Origin of the sequence: Mycobacterium sp. MOTT36Y (genome assembly GCF_000262165.1) — a bacterium.
GTDB classification, from domain to species: Bacteria; Actinomycetota; Actinomycetes; order Mycobacteriales; family Mycobacteriaceae; genus Mycobacterium; species Mycobacterium intracellulare.
The window spans coordinates 2,228,493-2,251,412 of sequence record NC_017904.1; the positions used below are offsets into that span (position 1 = coordinate 2,228,493).

At 70.3% G+C, this 22,920-nt stretch carries 26 protein-coding genes, 1 tRNA gene and 1 other RNA gene; 14 read left to right on the forward strand and 14 right to left on the reverse strand.

Going from position 1 to position 22,920, the window contains the following annotated elements; genetic code table 11:
- Positions 1 to 171 precede the first annotated feature (171 nt).
- The 4 genes from W7S_RS10280 to W7S_RS10295 all read left to right on the forward strand — a co-directional run bounded on the left by W7S_RS10280 (position 172) and on the right by W7S_RS10295 (position 1,843).
- Positions 172 to 759: a hypothetical protein gene (locus W7S_RS10280; protein ID WP_036390648.1), complete on the forward strand. Its 588-nt coding sequence runs from the start codon at positions 172 to 174 to the stop codon at positions 757 to 759.
- Positions 760 to 843: 84 nt separating this feature from the next.
- Positions 844 to 1,266, forward strand: a complete 423-nt coding sequence (locus tag W7S_RS10285; protein ID WP_008255913.1) for a DUF3052 domain-containing protein — start codon at positions 844 to 846, stop codon at positions 1,264 to 1,266.
- A complete protein-coding gene (locus W7S_RS10290) occupies positions 1,266 to 1,727 on the forward strand; it encodes a peroxiredoxin (RefSeq protein ID WP_008255915.1) in 462 nt (153 codons plus the stop codon). The genes W7S_RS10285 and W7S_RS10290 overlap by 1 nt, the downstream gene beginning before the upstream one ends.
- Before the next feature lie 44 nt (positions 1,728 to 1,771).
- Positions 1,772 to 1,843: transfer RNA gene (locus W7S_RS10295), tRNA-Val, on the forward strand.
- Positions 1,844 to 1,908: 65 nt separating this feature from the next.
- Here W7S_RS10295 and W7S_RS10300 read toward each other — a convergent pair.
- Positions 1,909 to 2,622, reverse strand: a complete 714-nt coding sequence (locus W7S_RS10300) for an adenosylcobinamide amidohydrolase (protein WP_008255917.1) — start codon at positions 2,620 to 2,622, stop codon at positions 1,909 to 1,911.
- Between the two features lie 84 nt (positions 2,623 to 2,706).
- On the opposite strand from W7S_RS10300, the gene W7S_RS10305 reads away from it, so the two are divergent.
- Positions 2,707 to 3,834, forward strand: coding sequence for an epoxide hydrolase family protein (locus tag W7S_RS10305; protein WP_008255919.1), 1,128 nt, complete (start codon positions 2,707 to 2,709; stop codon positions 3,832 to 3,834).
- Between the two features lie 5 nt (positions 3,835 to 3,839).
- On the opposite strand, the gene W7S_RS10310 is transcribed toward W7S_RS10305, so the two are convergent.
- A complete protein-coding gene (locus W7S_RS10310) occupies positions 3,840 to 4,235 on the reverse strand; it encodes a VOC family protein (protein ID WP_008255921.1) in 396 nt (131 codons plus the stop codon).
- 139 nt (positions 4,236 to 4,374) lie between these two features.
- Here W7S_RS10310 and W7S_RS10315 point away from each other — a divergent pair, with 139 nt between their 5' ends.
- Positions 4,375 to 5,319: a cobalamin biosynthesis protein gene (locus W7S_RS10315; protein WP_008255923.1), complete on the forward strand. Its 945-nt coding sequence runs from the start codon at positions 4,375 to 4,377 to the stop codon at positions 5,317 to 5,319.
- On the opposite strand, the gene W7S_RS10320 is transcribed toward W7S_RS10315, so the two are convergent.
- The 3 genes from W7S_RS10320 to W7S_RS10330 are packed head-to-tail and all read right to left on the reverse strand — an operon-like array spanning position 5,301 to position 7,286.
- Positions 5,301 to 6,131, reverse strand: coding sequence for an SURF1 family protein (locus W7S_RS10320; RefSeq protein ID WP_008255925.1), 831 nt, complete (start codon positions 6,129 to 6,131; stop codon positions 5,301 to 5,303). The two genes, W7S_RS10315 and W7S_RS10320, sit on opposite strands and share 19 nt — an antisense overlap.
- Positions 6,131 to 6,628 carry a low molecular weight protein-tyrosine-phosphatase gene (locus tag W7S_RS10325; RefSeq protein WP_008255927.1) on the reverse strand — a complete coding sequence of 166 codons (498 nt, stop codon included), beginning with the start codon at positions 6,626 to 6,628 and terminating at the stop codon, positions 6,131 to 6,133. The genes W7S_RS10320 and W7S_RS10325 overlap by 1 nt, the downstream gene beginning before the upstream one ends.
- Complete coding sequence (locus tag W7S_RS10330; RefSeq protein ID WP_026071565.1) at positions 6,621 to 7,286, reverse strand: HAD-IA family hydrolase; 666 nt, start codon at positions 7,284 to 7,286, stop codon at positions 6,621 to 6,623. The genes W7S_RS10325 and W7S_RS10330 overlap by 8 nt, the downstream gene beginning before the upstream one ends.
- Before the next feature lie 90 nt (positions 7,287 to 7,376).
- On the opposite strand from W7S_RS10330, the gene cobC reads away from it, so the two are divergent.
- Genes cobC through W7S_RS10350 form a run of 4 tightly spaced genes read left to right on the forward strand, consistent with a single transcriptional unit; the run spans position 7,377 to position 11,420 of the window.
- A complete protein-coding gene (gene cobC / locus W7S_RS10335) occupies positions 7,377 to 8,405 on the forward strand; it encodes an Rv2231c family pyridoxal phosphate-dependent protein CobC (RefSeq protein ID WP_008255931.1) in 1,029 nt (342 codons plus the stop codon).
- Complete coding sequence (locus W7S_RS10340; RefSeq protein WP_008255933.1) at positions 8,402 to 9,550, forward strand: Nif3-like dinuclear metal center hexameric protein; 1,149 nt, start codon at positions 8,402 to 8,404, stop codon at positions 9,548 to 9,550. Before cobC ends, W7S_RS10340 begins: the two co-directional genes overlap by 4 nt.
- Positions 9,547 to 10,284 carry a zinc ribbon domain-containing protein gene (locus W7S_RS10345; protein ID WP_008255935.1) on the forward strand — a complete coding sequence of 246 codons (738 nt, stop codon included), beginning with the start codon at positions 9,547 to 9,549 and terminating at the stop codon, positions 10,282 to 10,284. The genes W7S_RS10340 and W7S_RS10345 overlap by 4 nt, the downstream gene beginning before the upstream one ends.
- Positions 10,281 to 11,420 carry a bifunctional RNase H/acid phosphatase gene (locus W7S_RS10350; protein WP_008255937.1) on the forward strand — a complete coding sequence of 380 codons (1,140 nt, stop codon included), beginning with the start codon at positions 10,281 to 10,283 and terminating at the stop codon, positions 11,418 to 11,420. Before W7S_RS10345 ends, W7S_RS10350 begins: the two co-directional genes overlap by 4 nt.
- Here W7S_RS10350 and W7S_RS10355 read toward each other — a convergent pair.
- From W7S_RS10355 to W7S_RS10365, 3 genes are all read right to left on the reverse strand, one after another.
- Complete coding sequence (locus W7S_RS10355; protein WP_014379932.1) at positions 11,409 to 11,813, reverse strand: VOC family protein; 405 nt, start codon at positions 11,811 to 11,813, stop codon at positions 11,409 to 11,411. The genes W7S_RS10350 and W7S_RS10355 overlap by 12 nt on opposite strands.
- Positions 11,767 to 12,609 carry an AraC family transcriptional regulator gene (locus W7S_RS10360; RefSeq protein ID WP_036429208.1) on the reverse strand — a complete coding sequence of 281 codons (843 nt, stop codon included), beginning with the start codon at positions 12,607 to 12,609 and terminating at the stop codon, positions 11,767 to 11,769. Before W7S_RS10360 ends, W7S_RS10355 begins: the two co-directional genes overlap by 47 nt.
- 84 nt (positions 12,610 to 12,693) lie before the next feature.
- Positions 12,694 to 13,266, reverse strand: coding sequence for a helix-turn-helix domain-containing protein (locus tag W7S_RS10365; protein ID WP_008255945.1), 573 nt, complete (start codon positions 13,264 to 13,266; stop codon positions 12,694 to 12,696).
- A gap of 46 nt (positions 13,267 to 13,312) precedes the next feature.
- On the opposite strand from W7S_RS10365, the gene W7S_RS10370 reads away from it, so the two are divergent.
- Positions 13,313 to 13,942: a bifunctional 2-polyprenyl-6-hydroxyphenol methylase/3-demethylubiquinol 3-O-methyltransferase UbiG gene (locus tag W7S_RS10370; RefSeq protein ID WP_008255946.1), complete on the forward strand. Its 630-nt coding sequence runs from the start codon at positions 13,313 to 13,315 to the stop codon at positions 13,940 to 13,942.
- 3 nt (positions 13,943 to 13,945) lie between these two features.
- On the opposite strand, the gene W7S_RS10375 is transcribed toward W7S_RS10370, so the two are convergent.
- Entirely contained in the window at positions 13,946 to 14,656 is a 711-nt protein-coding gene (locus W7S_RS10375; protein WP_008255948.1) for a 2OG-Fe(II) oxygenase, read from the reverse strand.
- Between the two features lie 87 nt (positions 14,657 to 14,743).
- Between W7S_RS10375 and rnpB the strand changes: the two genes are divergently transcribed.
- Positions 14,744 to 15,145: RNase P RNA component class A (rnpB, locus tag W7S_RS25730), an RNA gene on the forward strand.
- 19 nt (positions 15,146 to 15,164) lie between these two features.
- Here the strand turns inward: rnpB and W7S_RS10380 are convergent.
- From W7S_RS10380 to W7S_RS10390, 3 genes are all read right to left on the reverse strand, one after another.
- Positions 15,165 to 16,727, reverse strand: a complete 1,563-nt coding sequence (locus W7S_RS10380) for a CYTH and CHAD domain-containing protein (protein WP_008255950.1) — start codon at positions 16,725 to 16,727, stop codon at positions 15,165 to 15,167.
- 91 nt (positions 16,728 to 16,818) lie between these two features.
- A complete protein-coding gene (locus W7S_RS10385) occupies positions 16,819 to 17,073 on the reverse strand; it encodes a hypothetical protein (protein ID WP_008255952.1) in 255 nt (84 codons plus the stop codon).
- Positions 17,074 to 17,178: 105 nt separating this feature from the next.
- Positions 17,179 to 18,390, reverse strand: coding sequence for an FAD-dependent oxidoreductase (locus W7S_RS10390; RefSeq protein WP_080588010.1), 1,212 nt, complete (start codon positions 18,388 to 18,390; stop codon positions 17,179 to 17,181).
- A 128-nt stretch (positions 18,391 to 18,518) separates the two neighbouring features.
- Between W7S_RS10390 and W7S_RS10395 the strand changes: the two genes are divergently transcribed.
- The gene (locus W7S_RS10395; protein WP_026071569.1) at positions 18,519 to 18,899 is read left to right on the forward strand and encodes a heme-binding protein; all 381 of its coding nucleotides are present in this window, start codon (positions 18,519 to 18,521) and stop codon (positions 18,897 to 18,899) included.
- A gap of 10 nt (positions 18,900 to 18,909) precedes the next feature.
- Here W7S_RS10395 and W7S_RS10400 read toward each other — a convergent pair whose 3' ends face one another.
- A complete protein-coding gene (locus tag W7S_RS10400; RefSeq protein ID WP_197538614.1) occupies positions 18,910 to 20,118 on the reverse strand; it encodes a 1,4-beta-xylanase in 1,209 nt (402 codons plus the stop codon).
- Between the two features lie 187 nt (positions 20,119 to 20,305).
- Complete coding sequence (gene panB / locus W7S_RS10405) at positions 20,306 to 21,151, reverse strand: 3-methyl-2-oxobutanoate hydroxymethyltransferase (RefSeq protein WP_008255960.1); 846 nt, start codon at positions 21,149 to 21,151, stop codon at positions 20,306 to 20,308.
- Between the two features lie 206 nt (positions 21,152 to 21,357).
- Here panB and W7S_RS10410 point away from each other — a divergent pair, with 206 nt between their 5' ends.
- Positions 21,358 to 22,914, forward strand: coding sequence for an alpha/beta hydrolase (locus W7S_RS10410; RefSeq protein WP_008255962.1), 1,557 nt, complete (start codon positions 21,358 to 21,360; stop codon positions 22,912 to 22,914).
- The last annotated feature ends 6 nt before the right edge of the window (positions 22,915 to 22,920 follow it).

Below are 22,920 nucleotides of genomic sequence, written 5' to 3' on the forward strand. Positions count from 1 at the left end.
GTAATTGGCGGGATGTGTGACGTGAGGGCGGGTCGCGCCCTCTCCACCATCGTGCCGCACGGGTGTTTCAGGCGGGCAGCCGCCATCTGGTAGCCGTCAAAGGCTCACCCGGTGCGCGTCAACTCGGCGTGTATGGGGCGGGTGCACAAGCCACCCGGTAACGTCAGGCCTGTGCTCATCCGGTGGCGTGCCGTCCCCCCGAGGCAGGTGGGGGCTTTCCCCCGGCGTGGCGCGCTGGCCCTGGGCTGTGTCGCGGCCGCGCTGATGGGCATCGTGGGATGTACCTCCGTCACCAACGGAACGGCGACCCCGGACACCAAAGTCGCCCCCGCCTACCGCCAGTCGGTGTCCGCGTCGGTGTCGGCCTCGTCGGCGACGTCGAGCGTCCGGGAGTCCCAGCGCCAGCAGTCGCTGACCACCAAGGCGGTGCGCACCGCCTGCGCCTCGCTGATCACCACCAGCAAGAACGCGATCGACAAGACCAACGAATTCGTCCAGGCGTTCAATTCGGGCCGCGGCACCGGCCCCACCGAGGGCCCGGCGATCGACGCCCTCAACGACAGCGCCACCACGGTGGCCAACAGCTTCAATGACGCGATGTCGCAGCAGATCAAGGACGCGTTCAACGCGTACATCGACGCCGCGCACTCGGTGGCCAACGCCATTGGCACACACGCGGGGACGTCGGAATTCAACAAACGCGTCGATCAGCTCAACGACACGAAAAAGAAGGCGATCAAACTCTGCTTGGCAACGTAATGAGGCGGAAGTGTGAACGGGATCCGCGCTGTGCGACGATAATCCCGAAGCGCACATCGCGAGGGAATTGAAGGAGGCTCCACGGTGGTCGCGGCGGATCACGCCCCGAGCTACGCTCGCAAACTGGGCATCCAACCCGACCATGTTGTCCAGGAGTGGGGCTGGGACGAAGACACCGACGATGAGATCCGCGCGGCGGTCGAGGAAGCCTGCGGCAGCGAGCTGCTCGACGAGGACACCGACGAGGTAGTCGACGTCGTGCTGCTCTGGTGGCGCGACGGCGACGGCGACCTGGTGGACACGCTGATGGACGCGATCGGCCCGCTCGCCGAGGACGGCGTGATCTGGGTGCTGACCCCCAAGACCGGAAAACCGGGACACGTGCTGCCGGCCGAGATCGCCGAGGCGGCCCCCACCGCCGGTCTGATGCCGACCTCGTCGGTCAACCTGGGGGATTGGGCCGCCAGCCGTCTGGTGCAGCCCAAGTCCCGGGCCGGGAAGCGTTGATGCTGTCGGTCGGCACCGCCGCCCCGGACTTCACTCTGCGCGACCAGAATCAACAACGCGTCACGTTGAGCTCCTACCGCGGCGCCAAGAACGTTCTGCTGGTGTTCTTCCCGCTGGCGTTCACCGGGATCTGCCAGGGCGAGCTGGACCAGCTGCGGGATCATCTGCCCGACTTCGAGAACGACGACAGCGCGGTGCTGGCCATCTCGGTGGGCCCGCCGCCCACGCACCGGGTCTGGGCGTTGGACAGCGGCTTCACCTTCCCGGTGCTGTCGGATTTCTGGCCGCACGGCGCGGTCAGCCAGAGCTACGGCGTGTTCAACGAGGACGCCGGCTACTCCAACCGCGGGACGTTCGTCGTTGACCGGGCCGGGCTCATTCGATTCGCCGAGATGAAACAGCCCGGGGAGTCGCGCGATCAACGGTTGTGGACCGACGCCCTGGCGGCCTTGAGGGCCTGATTTTGGGGACTTGGCCGGCGGGCGGGTAGCCTGCCCGCAGCAACGGGCGCGTAGCTCAGTGGTAGAGCTCTGGTTTTACACACCAGCGGTCGGCGGTTCGATACCGTCCGCGCCCACTCCTTTTGGCGGTTCGCGGCCGTAACGTGCGGCGACTTTGGGCGCCGATGTTACGTGCGCGGCCCTATCCGGAGGGCCGGTACTCGGGCCCCGAAATCCAGGCCCGGGCGCCGGCGAGCACCGCGGCGTGCACCGCCCGGGCGATCCGGGCGCCGAACACCGAGCGCGGCCCGCCATAGGTCTCCTCGGCCCCGTCCGTCGGGCAGTGCACGACGACCGCGTCCGACGCGGTTCCGGTGGCGCGCACCCCGACCTCGTGCAACGCCTGCGCCTTGGCCTCCGTGGCGGTGGCCACGGCGTTGACCAGCGCCGCCCCGGACAGCCGCACCGGCACCGCGACCACGATGTTGATGGTCCCCACCCGGTACCCGTCGCCATCGGTGAGCGGCCGGTACTCGACGATCTCGTAGTCGGTGAACGCGGTCGTGCGCAGGCCGGCCGGCACCTCCCGGCGGAAGTGCCGGTCGGGCGCAGCCGCCCAGGCGGGGCTGGACAGCCCGACCGTCGCGGTGGCGTGCACACCGCCGTCGGCGGCGAGGTGGTAACGGGTCACGTCGACCGCGGTGAGCAGCCCGCAGCCGGTGCCGGCGAGACCCAGCGCGGCGCCGATCTCGGTCAGGTGGCGGTCCGGGTCGGTCCGGTGGTAATCCAGGGGGACCGTCGCGTTGACCAACCAGTCGCGGGCGCCGACGCCGCCGCCGAGCGGGCCCGACGCGATGCACAGCCGGGGCTCGCGGAATTGCCAGACGAGCAACGGGATCGACCGACTGTGTTCCACTCGCGTGGTCAACCTGGGATCCATGGTCACATCCTCGCGTGCCGACCCACCCCGCGCGTCGCCGGTGTCACCGACGGCGGCACTATGAAGCGCGTGAAACCGTTCCGCATCGACGTTTCCGACGAGGTTCTCGACGATCTGCGCGCGCGGCTGGCCCGAACCCGTTGGCCCGAGGCCGAATGCGTCGACGACTGGAGCCAGGGCATGCCGCTGGCCTACACCCGCGAGCTGGCCGACTATTGGGCCAACGACTACGACTGGCGGGCGCGGGAGGCCGCGCTCAATCGCTTCGACCACTTCATCACCGAGATCGACGGGCTCGACATCCATTTCATCCACCAGCGCTCGCCGCACGAGGGCGCCTTCCCGTTGGTGATCACCCACGGCTGGCCGGGCTCGATCGTGGAGTTTCACAAGGTGATCGAGCCGCTGACCAACCCCGCGTCGGGTCGCGCCGAGGACGCCTTCCACGTCGTGTGCCCGTCGCTGCCGGGCTACGGGTTCTCCGGCAAGCCCAACGGCGCGGGCTGGGGCGTGGAAAAGATCGCCGAGGCGTGGGAAACGCTGATGGTGCGCCTGGGCTACGAGCGCTACGGCGCCCAGGGCGGCGACTGGGGCGCCGCGGTCACCACCCAGATCGGCCGCAACCGGGGCCACTGCGCGGCCATCCACCTCAACATGCCGGTCGGCAGGCCCACCAAGGAAGCGCTGTCGAATCCCACCGAGGAGGAGCGGCAAGCCATGGCCGGGTTGGCCAATCACCGCAAATGGGGCACCGGCTACTCCAAGCAACAGTCCACCCGGCCGCAAACGCTGGGCTACGGGTTGGCCGATTCGCCGGTGGGCCAGCTGGCGTGGATCGTCGAAAAGTTCTGGGACTGGGCGGATTGCGACGGGCATCCCGAGAACGCGGTCAGCCGCGACGAGCTGCTCGACAACGTGATGGTCTACTGGGTGACCAACACCGCCGCGTCCTCGGCCCGCCTGTACTGGGAGAGCTTCGCGGTGTGGGGTAGGGGAGACCGCGTCGAATTGCCCACGGGCGTCGCGGCTTTCCCCGGCGAACTGCTCAAGGCGCCGCGCAGCTGGTGCGAGCCGGTCTACAACATCACCCACTGGACCGACATGCCGCGCGGCGGGCACTTCGCGGCGTTCGAGGAACCGGAGCTGTTCGTCGAGGATCTGCGCGCGTTTTTCGCGACGGTGCGCTGAACGAATCAGCCCGGCGGGGCGAAGAACTCGAGCGCGATGCCGTCGGGGTCGCGGAAACTGAGGCCCGAGCCGTAGGGGGCGTCCACGATGCCGCCGTGCTCGATGCCCAGTTCGCCCAGCCGGGTGACCCAGTTCTCCAGCTCGGCGCGGCCGGCGCAGCCGAAGCCGACGTGGTCCAGGCCCACGCGGTGTTCGCTGAATCGTTCGTCGGTAGCCGGGCGGTCGTGCTGGTGAATTCCGAAGACGGTGCCGCCGTCGAGCATCCACACCTGGTGCCGGAAGCCGGCGTCGGTGTGTTCGTCGAGCATCGGGTCGGTGCCGAGCAGGTTGCGATACCACTGGCCGCTGACTTCGATGTCGCGCACGGTGACCGCGACGTGGTTGAGCGCTGGGAAAGCCATGGTGTCGACTCTAACCCTCGACGGGCCGGCTGCGCAGACGTGCCCGAGATCGCCTGCCCCACAGGCAAAGTGATGCGACCCGGGTCGCGCGCCGGGCGCCTCGTGGGGACGGTCACCTCCGGTGTGAGACGCTGCCGGGGTGTTTGCGACGCCCCGCACGGCCGGCGTGCTGGTCGGTTACCTGGCCGATCGCGCGCTGGGCGACCCGCGACGCGGCCACCCCGTCGCCGCGTTCGGCACGGCCGCCGCCGCGCTGGAGAGCCTGACCTACCGCGAGAGCAGGGCCGCCGGCGCCGTCCATGTCGGCCTGCTGATCGGGTCGTTGGGACTGCTGGGAGCGGCGGCGCAACGGGCCGCCGGGCGCGGCGGCCGGCCGTGCTCGATCGCGGTGACCGCCGCGGCCACCTGGGTCTGCCTGGGCGGAACGTCGTTGGCGCGCACCGGGCTGGCCATGGCGGAGCTGCTGGAGCGCGGCGACGTCGAGGGCGCGCGCGGGCTGCTGCCGTCGCTGTGCGGGCGCGACCCCGCGTCGCTGGACGGCGCGGGCCTGACCCGGGCGTCACTGGAATCGGTCGCCGAGAACACCTCCGACGCCCAGGTGGCGCCGCTGCTCTACGCGGCGGCCGGCGGGGTGCCCGCGGTGCTGGCCTACCGCGGCGTCAACACCCTGGACGCCATGGTCGGCTACCGGTCGCCGCGCTACCTCCGATTCGGTTGGGCCGCAGCGAGATTGGACGACGTCGCCAACTACATTCCCGCGCGGGTGACGGCGTCGCTGGCGGTGCTGTCGGCGCCCCTGGTCGGCGGCTCAGCGTCGGGGGCGGCGCGGGCGTGGCGGCGCGACGCCGGCCGCCATCCCAGCCCCAACGCCGGCGCCGTCGAGGCGGCGTTCGCCGGGGCGCTGGGTGTGCGCCTGGGCGGGCCCACCCAATACCGTCACGAGCTGCAGATCCGGCCGACGCTCGGTGACGGCCGGGAACCCACCGTGGCCGACCTGCGGCGCGCGGTCGCGCTGTCGTCGCTGGTGCAAGCGGGCGCCGCGCTGCTGGCCGGGCTGCTGTCGGGTTATCGGCGTCGGCCGTAACGGTCGGCGAGTTTGTCCTCCACCGTCTGCGGTGCCTCGGGGGCGGGCGCCGACGCGGCGGAGGGTGACTGCTTTTCCTGGCGGCGCGCCCGGATCTCGGAATAGGCGAAGTAGCCCAACCCGATCGGGGCGAGGATGCCGAACGCGATCCACTGGATGCCATAGGACAGGAACGGGCCGGCGTCCAGCTGCGGCACGCCGACCAACCCGAGGCCGCCGGGCTGACCGTCGACCAATTGCAGATAGGACCCGGCCAGCGGGACCTTGGTCAGCACGGCGATCTGCCCGGTGTCGATCGAATACACCTGCTGCACACCGTCTCCCACGAACGGATCCTTGCCCGCCACGGGGGGCTCCGAGTTGCGCAGCCGCGCCGTGACGGTCACCGTGTCGGCGGGCGGGCGGGGGATCGGCGGAACGCGAGATCCCTCCAACGGACGCACGTAACCGCGGTCGACCAGCACGGTGGGGCCGCCGTCGACGACGAAGGGCGCCAGCACCTCGAAGGCCGGTTTGGAGTCGATCACCCGCAGCCGGGCCAGCACCTGGACGTCGGGCAGGTAATGCCCGGTCGCGGTGACCTGACGCCACTGATGGCCGGGGGCGGCCGAGTTCTGCTGCGGCAGCAGGGTTTTCACCGGGACGGGCGCGGTGTTCAGGGAGTGCTCGATTTGGTGGTTCTCCCGCGAGGTCCTGTTGTGCTTGCCCAGCTGCCACGGCGCGAGCACCGTGAAGCACAGATAGGCGAACGCGATGACCACCAGTGCCAGCACGATCCAGCCCGGGCGCAGCACGAACGCCAACCTGCGCATCACCCCGACCCGTTCTGCGCGAGGCGTTCATCGACCCAGTCGTGCAGGCCGGGCAGCGCGGCCTCGATGACGGTGTAGACGCGTTCGAAGTCGCTGGTGTCACCGTAGTAGGGGTCGTCGACGTCGGGGGTGTGCGCGCCGGTGCGCGGATCGAAAGACCGCAGCATCTTGACGCGGTCCTCGTCGGCGCCCAGGTGCCGCAGCATCCGGGCGTGGTTGCGGTCCAGGGCCACCACCAGATCGGCCGCCAGGTGCTCGGCGTCGACCTGCGCGGCGCGGTGCTCGGTCGGGTAGCCGTGGGCGCGCAGCACGCCGGCGGCCCGCTCGTCGGCGCACTCGCCGACGTGCCAGTTGCCGGTGCCGGCGCTGCTCACCCGCACCGCGTCGCCCAGACCCCGGCGGCGCAATTGGTCGGCGAACATCTTCTCGGCCATCACCGACCGGCAGATGTTGCCGGTGCACACGAACGTGATGTGCAGCGGCTCGCGCTCAGACACCCAGGGCCCTCCGTAGCTCGTCGACGGTCGCGGCGTGCGTCACCCCGCTGAACGTGTCGGCGCGGCCGTACCCCCAGCCGACCACCACCGTGTCGATGCCGTGCGCGGCGGCGCCGTGCACGTCGTGGCTGCGGTCGCCGACCATCAGCACCCGCTCGGGCAGCGGCTCCAGCTGCGAAAGCGCATGGGCGAGCACCTCGACCTTGGCTTTGCGGGAGCCGTCGGGGCTCGCCCCGGCGATGACCTCGAAATGGTGGTCGAGCCCGAAATGGGCGAGGATGCGCCGCGCGGTGGGTTCCAGCTTGGAGGTGGCCACGGCCAGCCGGACGCCGGCGGCGCGCAGATCGACCAGCAGCGCCTCGATGCCGTCGAAGAGCGCGTTCATCGCCCACCCCCGGGCGCCGTACTCCGCGCGGAAGGCCGCGATCGCCTCCTCGGCGGCGTCGCCGAGCTCCATGGACCGGAAGGTGTCGTCCATCGGCGGGCCCACGATCTGGGCGACGAGGTCGCCCGGGGGCACCGGGGCGCCGATGTGATCGAGCGCATGCAGGAAGCTGGCCACGATGCCCTCCGCGGAGTCGGTCAGCGTGCCGTCGAGATCGAAGATCACCAGCTGCGCCCCTGGGGCTTGGCGATCGGTGGACGTTGCGCCTGTCACCTCACCATTGTCCTCGATGGGCGCGGACGGGTACGACGGTGTTGCCGGTGTTCGTCCGGCCGGCCCGCGCGGCGCACTAGTGTTTCACGGATGGCGAGTCTGAACCTGAGCCCGCCTGCGGCGCGCTATCACGGCGATCAGGCCGTCGCGCCCGGGATGCTGGACTTCGCCGTCAACGTCCGTCACGGCCAACCGCCCGACTGGCTGCTGGGGCGGCTGGCCGCGCGGCTGCCCGACCTGGCGCGCTACCCGGGCGTCGACGACGTCCGCGCGGCGCAGGACGCGGCCGCCCAGCGGCACGGCCGGGCCCGCGACGAGGTGCTGCCGTTGGCCGGGGCGGCCGAGGCCTTCGCGCTGCTGGGCAACCTGCGCCCGGCGCGGGCGGCGATCATCGCGCCGGCATTCACCGAGCCGGAGGCGGCGCTGAGTGCCGCCGGAGTGCCGGTGCACCACGTGGTGCTGCGGCCGCCGTTCGACCTCGCGGGCGCGGTGGCCCCCGAGGACGCCGACCTTGTCGTGGTGGGCAATCCCACCAATCCCACCTCGGTGCTGCACCGCCGCGAGGAGCTGCTCGCGTTGCGCCGGCCCGGCCGGATCCTGGTAGTCGACGAGGCCTTCGCAGACTCGATTCCCGGGGAGCCCGAATCGCTGGCCGGTGACGCGCTGCCCGACGTGCTGGTGCTGCGCAGCTTGACCAAGACGTGGGCGCTGGCCGGGCTGCGGGTGGGCTACGCGCTGGGGTCGCCGCAGGTGTTGGCGCGGTTGACCGCCACGCGGGCGCACTGGCCGGTGGGCACGCTGCAGCTGGCGGCCATCGCGGCGTGTTGCGCCCCGCAGGCGGTTGCCGACGCGGCAGCCGGGGCGGCGCGACTGGGGCGGCTGCGCGCCGAGATGGTGGCCGGGCTGGCGTCGGTGGGCGCCGACGTGGTCGACGGCCGGGCGCCGTTCGTGCTGTTCCGCATGCCGGAGGCCGTTGCATTGCGAAAACGACTGCATGACAGGGGAATTGCCATCCGTCGCTGTGATACGTTCGTCGGCTTGGACGAGCAGTACCTGCGGGCCGCGGTGCGCCGGGAGTGGCCGCTGCTGGTGCAGGCGATTTCGGAGGTGCGCCGGTGAGCGTGAAGCTGGCCGACGTCATCGCGGTGCTCGATGAGGCGTACCCGCCTCGGCTTGCCGAGGCATGGGATTCGGTGGGCCTGGTATGCGGTGACCCCGACGACAAGCTGGAGTCGGTGACCGTCGCGGTCGACGCGACGCCCGCGGTCGTCGACGAGGTTCCCGACGCCGGCCTGCTGCTGGTCCATCACCCGCTGCTGTTGCGGGGGGTGGACACCGTGGCGGCCAGCACGCCCAAGGGCGCGCTCGTGCACCGGATGATCCGGACCGGGCGTTCGCTGTTCACCGCGCACACCAACGCCGACTCGGCCAACCCGGGTGTGTCCGACGCGCTGGCGGCCGCCCTCGGGCTCGATGTCGAGGCCGCGCTGGAGCCGGCGACGGGTGCGCCCGGCCTCGACAAGTGGGTCATCTACGTGCCCAACGAGAACGCGGAAGCGGTGCAGGCGGCGGTGTTTGACGCCGGGGCCGGCCACATCGGCGACTACTCGCATTGCAGCTGGACCGTCACCGGGATCGGGCAGTTCCTGCCGCACGAGGGGGCCTCGCCCGCGGTGGGCAGCGTCGGCAACGTCGAGCGGGTCCCCGAGGACCGGTTCGAGGTCGTCGCGCCCGCGCGGGTCCGGGCCGCGGTGCTGGCGGCCCTGCGCGCCGCCCACCCCTACGAGGAGCCCGCGTTCGACATCTTCGCGATGGTCCCCCCACCCGGCGACGCCGGGCTGGGCCGCGTCGGCACGCTGGCCCGACCGGAACCGTTGCGCGACTTCGTCTCCCGCGTGCACGCCGCGTTGCCGCGGACGTCCTGGGGGGTGCGGGCCGCGGGTGACCCCGACATGCCGGTTTCGCGGGTCGCCGTCTGCGGCGGCGCCGGAGATTCGCTGCTGGCCGCCGCGGCCGGCGCGGGGGTGCAGGCCTACGTCACGGCCGATCTGCGGCACCACCCCGCCGACGAGCACCGCCGCGCCTCGGACGTTGCCCTGATCGATGTGGCACATTGGGCAAGTGAATTCCCGTGGTGCGAACAGGCCGCCGACCTGCTGCGGTCGCGTTTCGGTGCGGAGCTTGCGGTGCGAGTGAGCGCGATTCGCACCGACCCTTGGAATGTCGAGCGCGGTGACAACGAGTCCGGGGGAGAAGGGTCATGAAAGCCGAAGTGGCACAGCAACGTTCGCTGCTCGAGTTGTCGAAACTGGATGCTGAGCTGTCCCGCCTCACGCACCGGGCGGCCCATCTGCCGGAGCAGGAGGCCTGCCGGCGCATGCAGGAGGAATACGACGCCGCCGGCGACCGCATCGGTGCGGTGCGGATCGCCCTGGAAGACATCGACGCCCACGTCAAGCGGCTCGAATCGGAGATCGACGCGGTGCGCCAGCGCGAAGACCGTGACCGGGCGCTGCTGCAGTCGGGAGCGACCGACGCCAAACAACTGGCGGACCTGCAGCACGAGCTGGAGACCCTGCAGCGTCGCCAGACCAGCCTGGAGGATTCCCTGCTCGAGGTGATGGAACGTCGCGAGGAGCTGCAGTCCCAGCTGGACACCGAGCAGAAGGCCCTCGACACCCTGGAGGCCGAAATGGCCGGTGCGCGGCAGGCGCTCGACGCCGCGCTCGCCGAGCTCACCGAAGCCCGCGAGCTGCATTCGTCACAACGCGACTCGCTGAGCGCCGCGCTGGACCCGGCCCTGTCCGCGCTCTACGAACGGCAGCGCGCCGGGGGAGGGCCGGGCGCCGCGCAGCTGCTGGGAAAGCGGTGCGGGGCCTGCCGGCTCGAGATCGACCGCGGGGAGCTGGCCCGCATCTCGGCCGCCGCCGAAGACGACGTGGTGCGATGCCCGGAATGCGGCGCGATCCTGCTGCGGGTCAAGGGATTCGATCAGTGAAGGTCGTCATCGAAGCCGACGGCGGATCACGCGGCAACCCCGGACCGGCCGGCTACGGCGCGGTGGTGTGGACCGAGGACCGCGCGACCGTCCTCGCCGAGAACAAGCAGGCCATCGGCCGGGCCACCAACAACGTCGCCGAATACCGCGGCCTGATAGCCGGTTTGGACGACGCCCTCAAGCTCGGCGCCAGCGAGGCCGCGGTGTATCTGGATTCCAAGCTGCTGGTGGAACAGATGTCCGGGCGGTGGAAGGTCAAGCACCCCGACCTGATCGAGCTGCATGCCCAGGCCCGAGCGCTGGCGGCGCGGTTCGACAGGATCAGCTACTCGTGGATTCCGCGGGAGCGCAATTCGCACGCCGATCGGTTGGCCAACGAGGCGATGGACGCCGCGGCCCGGGCCAACGGTGCGGCGGAGACGCCCGAGCCGGCCGAAAAGCCCGAGCCCCCCGGCGCCGAGACGGCGAAAACCGTTGCGGCACCGTCGCCGACGGCGCCGGGCTGGACCGGCGCGCGCGGCACCCCCACCCGGCTGCTGCTGCTGCGACACGGGCAGACGGAGCTGTCGGTGCAGCGCCGCTATTCGGGGCGCGGCAACCCGGCGCTCACCGAGGTGGGGCGGCGGCAGGCCGACGCGGCGGCGCGGTATCTGGCTCAGCGCGGCGGGATTTCGGCGGTCTTCTCCTCCCCACTGCAGCGGGCCTACGACACCGCGGCGGCGGCGGCCAAGGCCCTGGGCCTCGATGTGACCGTCGACGACGACCTGATCGAGACCGATTTCGGGGCCTGGGAGGGGCTGACGTTCGCCGAGGCCGCCGAGCGCGACCCGGAACTGCACCGTCGTTGGCTGCGCGACACCAGCACCGCCCCGCCGGGCGGCGAGAGCTTCGACGCGGTGCACGACCGGGTGTCACGGATCCGTGACCGCGTCCTCGCCACCCAGCAAGGCACGACGGTGCTGGTGGTGTCTCACGTGACGCCGATCAAGATGCTGCTGCGGGAGGCGCTGGACGCCGGGCCGGGCATCTTGTACCGGCTGCACCTCGATCTGGCGTCGCTGAGCATCGCCGAATTCTATTCCGACGGAGCCTCTTCGGTGCGCTTGGTGAACCAGACGGCGTACCTAGCCGGCTGAGGGCGACGCGCCGCCGTAATCGCCGAAGGACCACAGGTTGCCTTCGGGATCGCGGACGGTGAATTCGCGTGCGCCGTAGTCGGTTTCGGCCAGCGGCCGCACCACCTCGGCCTTGTGCCGCAGCACCCGTTCGTAGAGCGCGTCGGGATCGGCGGTGACGACGTAGCCGCCGGCGGTGCCCGGTTCGCGGCACCACTGCGCGTCGGGCTTGTGGCTGCCCAGCATGATCCCTCCGCAGCCGTACGGCCAGTTCAGTTGCGCGTGATCGACGGTCTCGCCCTGGCCGTAGCGCGCCGTGAGGACGAAGCCGAATGTCTCGACGTAGTAATCGATCAGCGTGGGGGCGTCATGGGCCTGCAATGTCAACCAGACGGTCGGATTCGAAGCGGTCATGGTCCCACTGTGCGCCGAACGAGTGGCCGCCGTCTTGAATGTTTCGGAACTCGTCGGCCAGCCACCGTCGCGGCGGCACTCCGACGAACCGGACGAATTCGCGGGTCAGGTGCGCCTGGTCGCTGTACCCCGTGGCGGCCGCGACCCCCGCGAGGTCGACGCGTCCGTGCCGGCGCGCCGACGCGGCGATGCGCGCCGTCGCGTGCTGGAAGCGCATCAGCATCGCCACCGTCTTGGGCGAGCGGCCGACCTCCTGGCCGAACAGCGTCGTCAGGTGCCGGGTGGTCACGCCGACCGTCTCCGCCACCGCGGCCACCGGTATCCGGCCCCGGCTGCGCTCCAGCAGGTGCCAGGCATGCGCGACCTCGGGACGCACGGTCGCGCTCTCGCGGCGCCGCCGCGCCTCGACGAGGTAGCGGGCCACCAGAGCGAACACGTCCGGCCAGCCGTGCGCCTCGGTCACCCGATCGTGCAATTCGAGGCCGCCGCGATCCAGCACGGCGGTCGCGTCGTACTCGGCGACGGGAAGCTCGGCGCTCGGCACGCCGAACAGCGCGCGCGATGCGAGCGGATGCACCGCCAGCTGCACGCCGGCCTGGCCCCGGCGCTGCCGCACGTGGCTGGCCTGCACGTGCAGCCCGCTCAGCAGCAGCGGGTTGGGGCGCGCGACGGCCAGCGCGTCGGCGCTGTCGCCGGCTTCCACCCCGTCGTCGAGGCTGACGATGAACGTCAACAACGCGGATGGCATGCCGCGGTGCACGGTCTCGGGAACGTCGAGCGTGCGGTATCCGACCATGGACGTCACGCCCGGCGCACTGTGCGGCGGTGCGAGATGGTATTCCGAGCCCCGGTCCATCGCTCCACGCTAACGCCGCACCGGTCAGCTGTGCAGGTGCAGCCGCTCGCCGTGCGGGCCGAAGATCACGATCGCCTCCACCGGCCCGTCCACCACGCCGAACCAGTGCGGCGTCCACGTCGAGAATTCGACGGCCTGGCCCGGGTCGATGGTGAAGTCGCGGTCGCCGAGGATGAGGCGCATCCGGCCGGAGAGCACGTACATCCAGTCCTGCCCCTCATGCACGGGCAGCTCGGCGGGCGGATTGCGGCGCCGGGCGCTGACCCGAACCTTGAACGCGTGCAGGCCACCGGCGGGACCCTGACGGGTCAGCGGCGAGTAGGTGACGCCGTGGTGGGTGTGCGCGGCGCCGCGCACCCGCGGGTCCGGCGCCGACGAGGTCTGCAGCAGCTCGTCGGTGCTCACCGACAGGGCCCGGGCCAGCCGCGGCAGATGATCCAGCGCCAGGCGCCGTTTGCCGGACTCCAGGCGGCTCAGCGTCGAGACGTCGATGCCCGCCCGCGCGCCGACCTCCTGCAGCGTCATGCCGCGCTGCGCGCGCAGCTCCCGCAGTCTGCGCCGCACCACCAGGTCGATATCGGGGGTTTTTGCCTGCATGGCAATTCAGCTTGGCAAGTCGGGGCGGAATCGGCAAGCTCGCGGTATGGACAGTTCGTGCAAACCCGATGATGCCCAGCAATTCTGGGAAGACCGCTACCGTTCGACCGAGCGGGTGTGGAGCGGCCGGGTCAACCCCCGGCTCGCCGAGGTGGTCGCCGACCTGCCGCCGGGCCGCGCCCTGGACCTGGGCTGCGGGGAGGGAGCCGACGCCCTGTGGCTGGCCGACCGCGGCTGGCAGGTGGTGGCCGTCGACGTCTCTGACACCGCGCTGCAACGCGCCCGCGCGGCCGCATCGGCGCGGAATATGGCCTCCCGCATCGACTTTCAGCGGCACAACCTCAACGAGACGTTCCCGCAAGGGATGTTCGACCTGATCTCCGCCCAGTACTTTCATTCGCCGGCCCGCCTGGACCGCGAAGACGTGCTGCGGCACGCCGCCGAACGGGTGAATCCCGGTGGCGTGCTGCTGATCGTGGACCACGGGGCGGTGCCGCCGTGGGCGCAGCACCACGATCACTCCTTCCTCGGCATCGAGGAGGTGATCGCCTCGTTGCGGCTGGACACCGCCGCCTGGACGCGGCTGCGGGCCGAGGCCGTCGAACGCGAAATGACCGTCAACGGGGAAACGGCCAGGGTGCCCGACCACGTGATCGCCTTGCGGCGAGACCGATAACCCTCACGCCGCGTCGTGAAAGATCAGTCCCATGGCGTAGCGCTGCCCGGTGCGAACCACGGACACGCCGTGGCGCACCGGTGCCGCGGACCAACCGCGGGCCGAGGGCACCGGCCGCTCCCGCGTGGTGAAGACGTAGCCGTGTCCCTGCGGCAATTGTGTTGCCGTGCCCCGGGATTGCGCCCGCAGTCGCTGCTCGACCAGCAGGAACTCCCCGCCGGTGTAATCGGTGGCCGGGTCGCTGAGATTGATCACCACCTGCAGGGGGAACACCAGGTCCCCGTAGAGGTCCCGGTGCAGCGCATTCCAGTCGCCCGCACCGTATTTCAGCATCAGGGCGGTGGATCGGGTCTGGCCGGCGGCGTGGCAGGCCGCCAGCCAGTCGTCGAGGCGGTCCGGCCAGGGCGCGTCCCGGCCGAGCTTGGCACACCAGTCGCGGGCGATCGGCAGAAGCCGCGGATAGAGCGCCTGTTTGAGTTCCTCGATCGGCGCCGGGTAGGGCGCGTGGAAATAGCGGTACTGCCCGGACCCGTACCGTTTGGGCGCCATGTCGATCGTGGAGCGGAACAGGGCGTCGTCGGCGTAGAGCGCGCGCAGCCGCGCCGCCTCGCTGGGCGTGATCAGTCGCGGCAGCAGCGCCCCGCCGTACTCGTCGACCGCGGCGGCGATCGCGTCCCAATCGCCTGAATCGACACGCCTTTTCCACCGGGACATCGCGGGCCTTCCCATTCGTGATCCGAGTCCACGGTAAACGGTTGCTGGCCCCGGCCGGGTGCAGCGGGTACCGTTTATCGTCGCGGACGAGTTGGCCGGGCGGCCGCGGGCCGTCGCAAGGCGGTTCGAGGAAAGTCCGGACTTCACAGAGCAGGGTGATTGCTAACGGCAATCCGAGGTGACTCGCGGGAAAGTGCCACAGAAAACAGACCGCCACCCTCGCGGTGGTAAGGGTGAAACGGTGCGGTAAGAGCGCACCAGCATCCCGGGTGACCGGGGTGGCTCGGCAAACCCCACCCGAAGCAAGGCCAAGAAGGCCGTACCGCTGGTGCGGCCGCGCAGGCGTTCGAGGGCTGCTCGCCCGAGCCTGCGGGTAGGCCGCTCGAGGCACCCGGTGACGGTGTGTCCAGATGGATGGTCGCCGCCGCACCGCCGTTGCTCACGCGCGGCGGTGGGGAACAGAATCCGGCTTACAGGCCAACTCGTCCGCCTTCAGCCCCTTCGGCGACTAGTGCCCGGCCTTGCGCACCGCCTTGGCGAGCTTGCGCAGCGTGCCGTCGAGTTCGCGGCGGCACCGCTGCGCCAGGTCGGCTTCCCGCTGATACAGCAGGCCGTAGGTGAAGGTGTCCTCGCCGGCGGCGTGTGCGATGTCCGCTTCCTGGCGCAGGTGTTCCCGGCTGACCACGCTGTCTTGGTGATCACCGAGCAGCGACTGCACGGCCTTGGCCCGCTCGGACACTTTGGCTTCCCCGGTGGCGGCCGCGGTGTATCGAAGTCGCTTGGCGCGCTTGCGGATTCGATGTATCGCTTCGTCGCGGTGGTGGTCGCCGGGGTTCTCCCGATCGACCTGGGCGGCGGCCTTGGCGGCCTTGCGGACCTTCTTGTACGCGGCCTCGACGGTGACCGGGGCCTGCTCCTCGGCCGCGGCGGCGCCGGGGGTTTGGACCGCGATCGCCTCCAGGGAGTCGAGCAACCGGAAGTAGCGTTGCGAGCGCATCGCGATCAACGAGCGGCGCAGGCCGGTCTGGTAGCGGCGCTGCGCGCCCCCGACCAGCCGTTCGCGCACCGGACCGCGCACCAATTCCGGTGCGAGCCCGTCCAAGTCACGCTCGTAGCGCTCGGCGAGCACCTCGGCGTCGCGCGCCATCCCCAAAATCCCGGCGAGCTCACGCAGCTCGTCCAGGACCCACCCCTCGTCGGGCAAGCCGAACGAATCCTGGTAGTCGCGCAGCAGGCTGCGCAGCTTGCGGGTGGTCACCCGCATCTGGTGGATGGAGTCGTAGGCGTCGGCGCGCACGGCGCGATCCCACACCAGCAGCTCGCGGACCTGCTCGGCGATGGCGCGCTGCAACGGATCCTCGCTCGGCTGCGCGCCGTTGGGCGGTGGCGGGGTGCCGAGCACCCGCGCCAGCTTGGAGCCGTGTCCGGCGGGCGCGGCGCCGGCGTCCAGCAGCCGGTTGCTCAACCGGTTCAGCAGTTCGGTGCCGGCCGCGCCGTTGGAGTGGCCGCCCGCTTCGAGGAGCTCCAATTCCCACTCCCGCCATTCGAGCTCGGTGGGCGGCGCACCGGATTCATCGGAGCTGTCATCGGGCCCCCGCGTCGACCACGCGGTGACGGAGTCGTTGCTGAACTCGGCCAGCGCGACGCCCGCGGCGTCGTACAACACCTGGCTCTCGCGCTCGGTGGTGATGCGCGCGACCGGCTGCAGCGGACGGTCACGGACGATCGCCAGCACGACGTCGGCCAACTCGGCGGGCACGGTGTTGTTGCCGTCGGGTCCGGACGCGTCCAGCGGCGCCCGGACCTCGGTGCGCGCGTCGGGCCCGGCCGGCAGCTTCAGGTGCCACCCGGCGTCGGAGCCGCCGGTGCGGCGGCGCAGCGTGATCTTGTTGCGCGCGAGGTCATGTGCGGGCGTGTCGAAGTACGTCGCATCCAGGGTTTGCGTCGGCGCCTTCTCGACGTGGGCGACCGCGGCGATCCCCTCGAACGACGGCGACACGGTGGACTCGCCGACATCGAATTTGCGCTCTACCTCCAGGTGACGCGAGGTCTGCGGCGTTTTTGCAGGCATCTTCGGCTCCGTTGAGGGCGCGTCGCCGCGGCCTTGAACGTAATGGACGGTGGGGATGAGACCCATAGCCTGCCATACGGAGGTGACGACGTTATGGCGGCGGCGGAGGAGGGGGCGGAGCCGTCGTCTCGTCCTCCGGCAGCGGCGCATAGACCGCGGGTGGAGGGGCATAGCGGGCGATGTTGTCGGCGATGTTGGTGCAGCCGCTTACCGAGATGCGTCGGCCCGCGCCCACGCACACGGTCGCTTCGACCCGATCGGCGGATGGCGCCGCGGTGAGAATCGCGGGGACGGACACCACGCCCGAGAACACCAGCAATGCGGCAAGCCCGCGGCGGCGATTCATCTGCACTCTCCTTCCGACCCCTCAGTGCATTGTGCCGTCACAGCGCGGCGGGCGGGCCCGGAATCTGAATATCGACGCCGCCTCCGACGCCGCCGCAGAAAAGTGTTAAGCGGTGTGCACGTTCGGGGTGCGGACGTGTTCGGGACGAAGGCCGCGCCCGAAGGCGATCGGCGGGATGGAGCGCAGCGGGCCCCGTCCCACGATCGCGGGGATCGGGATGGGTGACAGGTCACCGCCGTTCAGATTGGGCGCGATCACCCGGTCCTGTGCGAACACCTGGATCGCCTGGATGACCCGGGCGGGCAGCTCTCGCCGACGCTGCACCTTGGCGAGGTCCGCGTCGCGCAGACGTCCGTCGCGCAGTGGGGCGCACAGGATGTTGGCGGCCGCCACCGCATCGGCGACAGCCAGATTGATGCCGACGCCACCGATCGGCGACATGGCGTGGGCCGCGTCCCCGATGCACAGCAGGCCGGTGCGCCACCACCTCTCGAGCCGGTCCACCCGCACGTCGAGCTGACTGGTCTGGTCCCAGGAACGAAGGTCGTCGACGTGTTCGCGCAGCTGTGGCCGCGCCGCCACGATGCGCTCTTTGAACGCCTCCAGCGACCCGTCGCGGGGGTCGGACCCCTTGGGCATCAGATACGCGATCTGCCAATAGTCGCCCCGGTAGATCAGCGCCATGGTGAGGCCCCGACGGGCCACCCCGTACAGCTCCTGCGGATCGCCGGGTCGCCAGTTGAGCCGAAACCACAGCACGTCCATCGGGGAGTGCGCGGCGGCGGTCCTTAGGCCGGCCGCCGCCCGCACCGCGGACTTGCGCCCGTCCGCGCCGACGACCAGGTCGGCGCGCACCTCCACTTCGGGCGTGCGCGCCCCGATCACCCGATCGCCGTCAAAGATCAGGTCCTTGACTTCGGCGTTGCGGATCAGCGTGAATTCCGGGTAGGCAGAGGCCTTTTCGGCGAGGAAGTCGAGGAAGTCCCACTGCGGCATCAACGCGATGTACGGCTGTTTGAAACCCAACCGTTTGAGCACGCCGAAGTTGCCGAAGGTGCGGATCGTCCCGTCGGTGTCGAACGCGACGCGGTCGACTTTGGTGTGCGGCAGGCGCAGAAGCTCATCGACCAGCCCGAGCTCGTCCATGATCCGCAGGGTGCTCGGGTGCACCGTGTCGCCGCGGAAGTCGCGCAGGAAGTCATTGTGCTTCTCCAAGACGACAACCCGGATCCCCGCGCGGGCGAGCAAGAGCGCGTGAACGAGACCGGCGGGGCCCCCACCGGCTACGCAAACCTGGGTCTGAAGCACTTCCGCCACGGCCCGACCCTACCGCGGTCGCGCACTCGTTTGCCGCCTGATTCGCGCGTGCGCGGCGGGCAAACCCCTTATGGTTTGCGGTACGAATACCGCTCGCCTTGGGCGATGGTCGACGAAGGAGCGTTTGCATGGGGTCTTTTGTTCGCCCGGCGGCCCGGGCCGTTGCCGGCGGGATGGCGGCCTGCGCGGCCACTGTGGCAATGCTTTTCGCGACGGCGGGTTGGGCCGCCGCGGACGTGCCGGCCGACGAGCCGGAGCCGGCGCCCGCGTCGCAACCCAATTGCACGGCGGCCGACCTGGCCCAGGTGTCCTCGGGCGTCGCCGCGGCCACGTCGGCGTACCTGTTCACGCACCCCGACGTCAACGACTACTTCACCAGCTTGAAGGGCCAGCCGCGCAGCGACATGCGTGATCAGTTGAAGCAGTACATGGACGCCAACCCGCAGACCCACGCCGACCTCGAGGGCATTCGCCAGCCGCTCACCGACTTCCAGAATCGGTGCCGCTGACGCCTGCGGGTCAGCCGGCCGGCGGCGGCCGCAGATGCATCGCCAGGTCGCTCAACTCGAGGATCGTCTCAATCTCGGTGTCGCGGAACGGCCGTCCGTCGGGACCGAGCAAGTCGTGAAACCATTCCTGCGGCATCGCCGGATCCGGGTTCGGGTGGTCCCAGGAGTCCCAGGGAAAGTACGTCTGGGTTTTGCCGGCGACGAATCCCCAGTTGAACGCGCCGACGCCGGTGCGCTTCGCGATCGGCAGGATGTTTTGCACCGTGCTGCCCAGCGGCCGGGCCATGTACTCGGTGCACAGGATCGGGCGCCCCAGCGGGACGAGCTCGGCGATGCGCCTCTCGAACGCCGCCGGCTCGCCGTAGCAGTGGAAGGTGATGACGTCGGAGTTGTCGAGCTGGATCCCGGCGATGACGCTGCGGCGCGCCGGGTCGGCCCACTCGCCGTGCCACACGCCGCTCGTCAAGGGCTGGCGGGGATCGACCAACCGCGCCCACTCGAACACCTGGGGGAGCAGGTTGGCGACCAGGTCGAGCTTGTCCTTGCGCTCCACTGAGGCGTAGGTGTCCGCGGGGTTGTCCGGCTCGTTCCACAGGTCCCAGCCCAAAATGCGGTCGTCATTGCGGAATTGGGTCAGGACCCCGGTGACATAACCGCGCAGGGTGCGGACGTAGCCGCGGTCGCCGAGGCGCTCGGCGCCCGGGCTCTGCACCCAGCCGGAGTTGTGGATGCCGGGCCGCGGCGCGGGCTGCGGACCCGGGCGCGGGAACGGATCCCAACACGAATCGAACAGCACGAACAGGGGTTTGATGCCGTGGCGGGCCGCGATGTCGACAAACCGCGCGAGCCGGCCCTGGAACCCGCGGTGGTCCTGCGCCCAGAGCAGATCGTGCAAAAAGACCCGCACCGCGTTGAACCCGTTGGACTGGGCCCAGCCCAGTTCGGTGTCGATGCGCCCGGGATCGAAGGTATCGGCCTGGAACATCTCCAGCTGGTTGATGGCATTGGACGTGATGTAGTTGGCGCCCACCGGCCAGCCCTGCGCTTGATACCAGCGGTTGGCTCGCTCGGGTGACCATCGGCTTGCCTGCGGCGAGGTGCGCGGCGGCTGCGCGGACGCGTGCGGTGTGCGGGCCAAAACGATGCCTCCTGCCACTAGCAGCGGGAACTTCAGCACCGTTCGACGGTGTACGAAGCCACCACGGTCCCCCCGGTCGATGTGGTCCACCTTTGCTCTTTTGAGTCCGGATCGTCTCTTAACAACGATCGTACATGCCTGCCACACAACGTTTTTCGGCACTTTCGTTGTGACCGGGGTAACGTGGTGGTCAACGAGGCGGGACCCTCAGCGCGGTGGTCCCGGCGCGCAGCAGGACGTGCCGTGAATCGTGCGGTGGCGCGCCGGATCAGAAGCAGTGTTCGTCGGCGGGGAAAACCCCACCGGCCACCTCTTGCGCATATTGCGTTGCGGCGCGGCGCAATTCCCCGCCGATGTCGGCGAAGCGCTTGACGAAGCGGGCGGCCTTGCCGCTGCTCATGCCGGCCATGTCCTGCCAGACCAGGACCTGGCCGTCGCAGTTCGGTCCGGCCCCGATCCCGATGGTCGGAATGGTCAGCTTGCCGGTGATCTGGGTGGCCAGCTCGGCCGGCACCATCTCCATCACCACGGAGAACGCCCCGGCCTCGGCGACGGCGATCGCGTCCGCGACGGTCTGTTCGGCCGCGTCGCCGCGGCCCTGGACCCGGAAGCCGCCGAGGCTGTTCACGCTCTGCGGGGTGAACCCGATGTGCGCCATCACGGGGATGCCGGCGGCGGTCAGGCAGGCGATCTGCTCGGCGACCCGCTCGCCGCCCTCGAGCTTCACCGCGTGCGCGCCGCCCTCCTTCATGAACCGCGTGGCGGCGGCCAGCGCGGCGGCGGGCCCGGCCTCGTAGCTGCCGAACGGCAGGTCCGCGACGACCATGGCGTGCTGGGCGCCGCGCACCACGCCGCGGACCAACGGGATCAGTTCGTCGACCGACACCGGCACGGTGGTGTCGTAGCCGTAGACGACGTTGGCCGCCGAGTCGCCGACCAGCAGGACCGGGATGCCCGCCTCGTCGAAAATGCGGGCGGTCGAATAGTCGTAGGCCGTGAGCATCGCCCACTTGTGCCCCTCGGCCTTCCACTTCTGCAGGTGGTGGGTGCGGATCTTGGTGAGCGGCTGCGCGGGCGCAGGCGAGTTGGCACCGTAAACGTTGTGCTCAGACATCATTGTCCCTAGTGGGTGGTCGGGTCGATCCTCGTGGCCCTCAGTCTTTGAAAAACCTGAACGGGTCCCCGGGTTCGTCTGACGGTGTCATTCTGCCATTTCTTCGGCGCGGTTGAAACGGCGCGACAGTGTGAGACAGGCCATGCTCCGCGCGCGGCGGTGCCGCTGATCAGGATCTCAGGTTTCCTCTGGCAGCATATGTTGGCATGGGTTTGACTCGCCGAGGCACGCGCGCGCGCACGCTGCTGATCTGGACGTCGGTCGCTGCCGTCGCGCTGCTGGTGGCGGGCTGCGCGCGCGTGGTGGTGGGGCGCGCCGTCATGTCCGAACCCAAGCTGGGCCAGGCGGTGGAGTGGACGCCGTGCCGGGCCGCGAACCCGAAGGTCAAGCTGCCGGCCGGCGCGTTGTGCGGCAAGCTCGCGGTTCCGGTCGACTACGACAACCTCGACGGCGACGACGCCACGCTGGCGATGATCCGTTTTCCCGCGACCGGCGACAAGATCGGTTCGTTGGTGATCAACCCCGGCGGGCCGGGGGAGTCCGGCATCGAAGCGGCGTTGGGCGTCGTCCAGTCGCTGCCGAAGCGGGTCCGCGAACGGTTCGATTTGGTCGGCTTCGATCCCCGCGGGGTGGGCGCGTCGCGCCCCGCGGTCTGGTGCAACTCCGACGCCGACAACGACCGGCTGCGCACCGAGCCCAACGTCGACTACAGCCCGGCCGGCGTGGCCCACATCGAGGACGAGACCAAGCAGTTCGTCGGCCGCTGCGTCGACAAGATGGGCAAGGGCTTTCTGGCCAACATCGGGACGGTCAACGTCGCCAGGGACCTCGACGCCATCCGGGCCGCGCTTGGCGACGACAAGCTGACCTACCTCGGCTACTCCTATGGCACCCGGATCGGCTCGGCGTACGCCGAGGCCTTCCCGAACAAGGTGCGGGCGATGATCCTCGACGGGGCCGTCGACCCCAACGCCGATCCCATCGAGGCCGACCTGCGGCAGGCCAAGGGATTCCAGGACGCGTTCAACAACTACGCCGCCGACTGCGCGAAGCAACCGAGCTGCCCGCTGGGCACCGACCCGGCCAAGGCCGTCGACGTCTACCACAGCCTCGTCGACCCGATGGTCGACCCCAACAACCCCATGATCGGCCGGCCGGTCCCGACCAACGACCCGCGCGGGCTGAGCTACAGCGACGCCATCGTCGGCACCATCATGGCGCTGTACTCACCGAACCTGTGGCACCACCTGACCGACGGCCTGTCCGAACTCGTCGACCACCACGGCGACACCCTGCTCGCCCTGGCCGACATGTACATGCGCCGCGACGCCCACGGCCACTACACCAACGCCACCGACGCGCGGGTGGCGGTCAACTGCGTCGACCAGCCGCCGATCACCGACCGCGCCAAGGTGATTGACGAAGACCGCCGCTCCCGGGAGATCGCACCGTTCATGAGTTACGGGCAGTTCACCGGCAACGCGCCGCTGGGCACCTGCGCGTTCTGGCCGGTACCGCCGACGAGTAAGCCGCACACCATTTCCGCGCCCGGCCTGGCGCCCACGGTGGTGGTGTCGACCACGCACGACCCGGCGACCCCCTACAAGGCCGGCGTGGACCTGGCCGACCAGCTGCGCAGCTCGCTGCTGACCTACGACGGAACCCAGCACACCGTCGTCTTCCAGGGCGACAGCTGCATCGACAACTACGTGACGGCCTATCTGGTCGGCGGCACCACGCCGCCCAGCGGCGCCAAGTGCTGACGCCGA

Coding starts and splice junctions, on each gene's coding strand:
- W7S_RS10290 (WP_008255915.1), top strand. CDS start 1,266: ATGCTGTCGGTCGGCACCGCCGCCCCGGACTTCACTCTGCGCGACCAG.
- W7S_RS10305 (WP_008255919.1), top strand. CDS start 2,707: ATGAAGCGCGTGAAACCGTTCCGCATCGACGTTTCCGACGAGGTTCTC.
- W7S_RS10310 (WP_008255921.1), bottom strand. CDS start 4,235: ATGGCTTTCCCAGCGCTCAACCACGTCGCGGTCACCGTGCGCGACATC.
- W7S_RS10320 (WP_008255925.1), bottom strand. CDS start 6,131: ATGCGCAGGTTGGCGTTCGTGCTGCGCCCGGGCTGGATCGTGCTGGCA.
- cobC (WP_008255931.1), top strand. CDS start 7,377: ATGGCGAGTCTGAACCTGAGCCCGCCTGCGGCGCGCTATCACGGCGAT.
- W7S_RS10345 (WP_008255935.1), top strand. CDS start 9,547: ATGAAAGCCGAAGTGGCACAGCAACGTTCGCTGCTCGAGTTGTCGAAA.
- W7S_RS10355 (WP_014379932.1), bottom strand. CDS start 11,813: ATGACCGCTTCGAATCCGACCGTCTGGTTGACATTGCAGGCCCATGAC.
- W7S_RS10360 (WP_036429208.1), bottom strand. CDS start 12,609: ATGGTCGGATACCGCACGCTCGACGTTCCCGAGACCGTGCACCGCGGC.
- W7S_RS10365 (WP_008255945.1), bottom strand. CDS start 13,266: ATGCAGGCAAAAACCCCCGATATCGACCTGGTGGTGCGGCGCAGACTG.
- W7S_RS10370 (WP_008255946.1), top strand. CDS start 13,313: ATGGACAGTTCGTGCAAACCCGATGATGCCCAGCAATTCTGGGAAGAC.
- W7S_RS10375 (WP_008255948.1), bottom strand. CDS start 14,656: ATGTCCCGGTGGAAAAGGCGTGTCGATTCAGGCGATTGGGACGCGATC.
- W7S_RS10380 (WP_008255950.1), bottom strand. CDS start 16,727: ATGCCTGCAAAAACGCCGCAGACCTCGCGTCACCTGGAGGTAGAGCGC.
- W7S_RS10385 (WP_008255952.1), bottom strand. CDS start 17,073: ATGAATCGCCGCCGCGGGCTTGCCGCATTGCTGGTGTTCTCGGGCGTG.
- W7S_RS10395 (WP_026071569.1), top strand. CDS start 18,519: ATGGGGTCTTTTGTTCGCCCGGCGGCCCGGGCCGTTGCCGGCGGGATG.
- panB (WP_008255960.1), bottom strand. CDS start 21,151: ATGTCTGAGCACAACGTTTACGGTGCCAACTCGCCTGCGCCCGCGCAG.
- W7S_RS10410 (WP_008255962.1), top strand. CDS start 21,358: ATGGGTTTGACTCGCCGAGGCACGCGCGCGCGCACGCTGCTGATCTGG.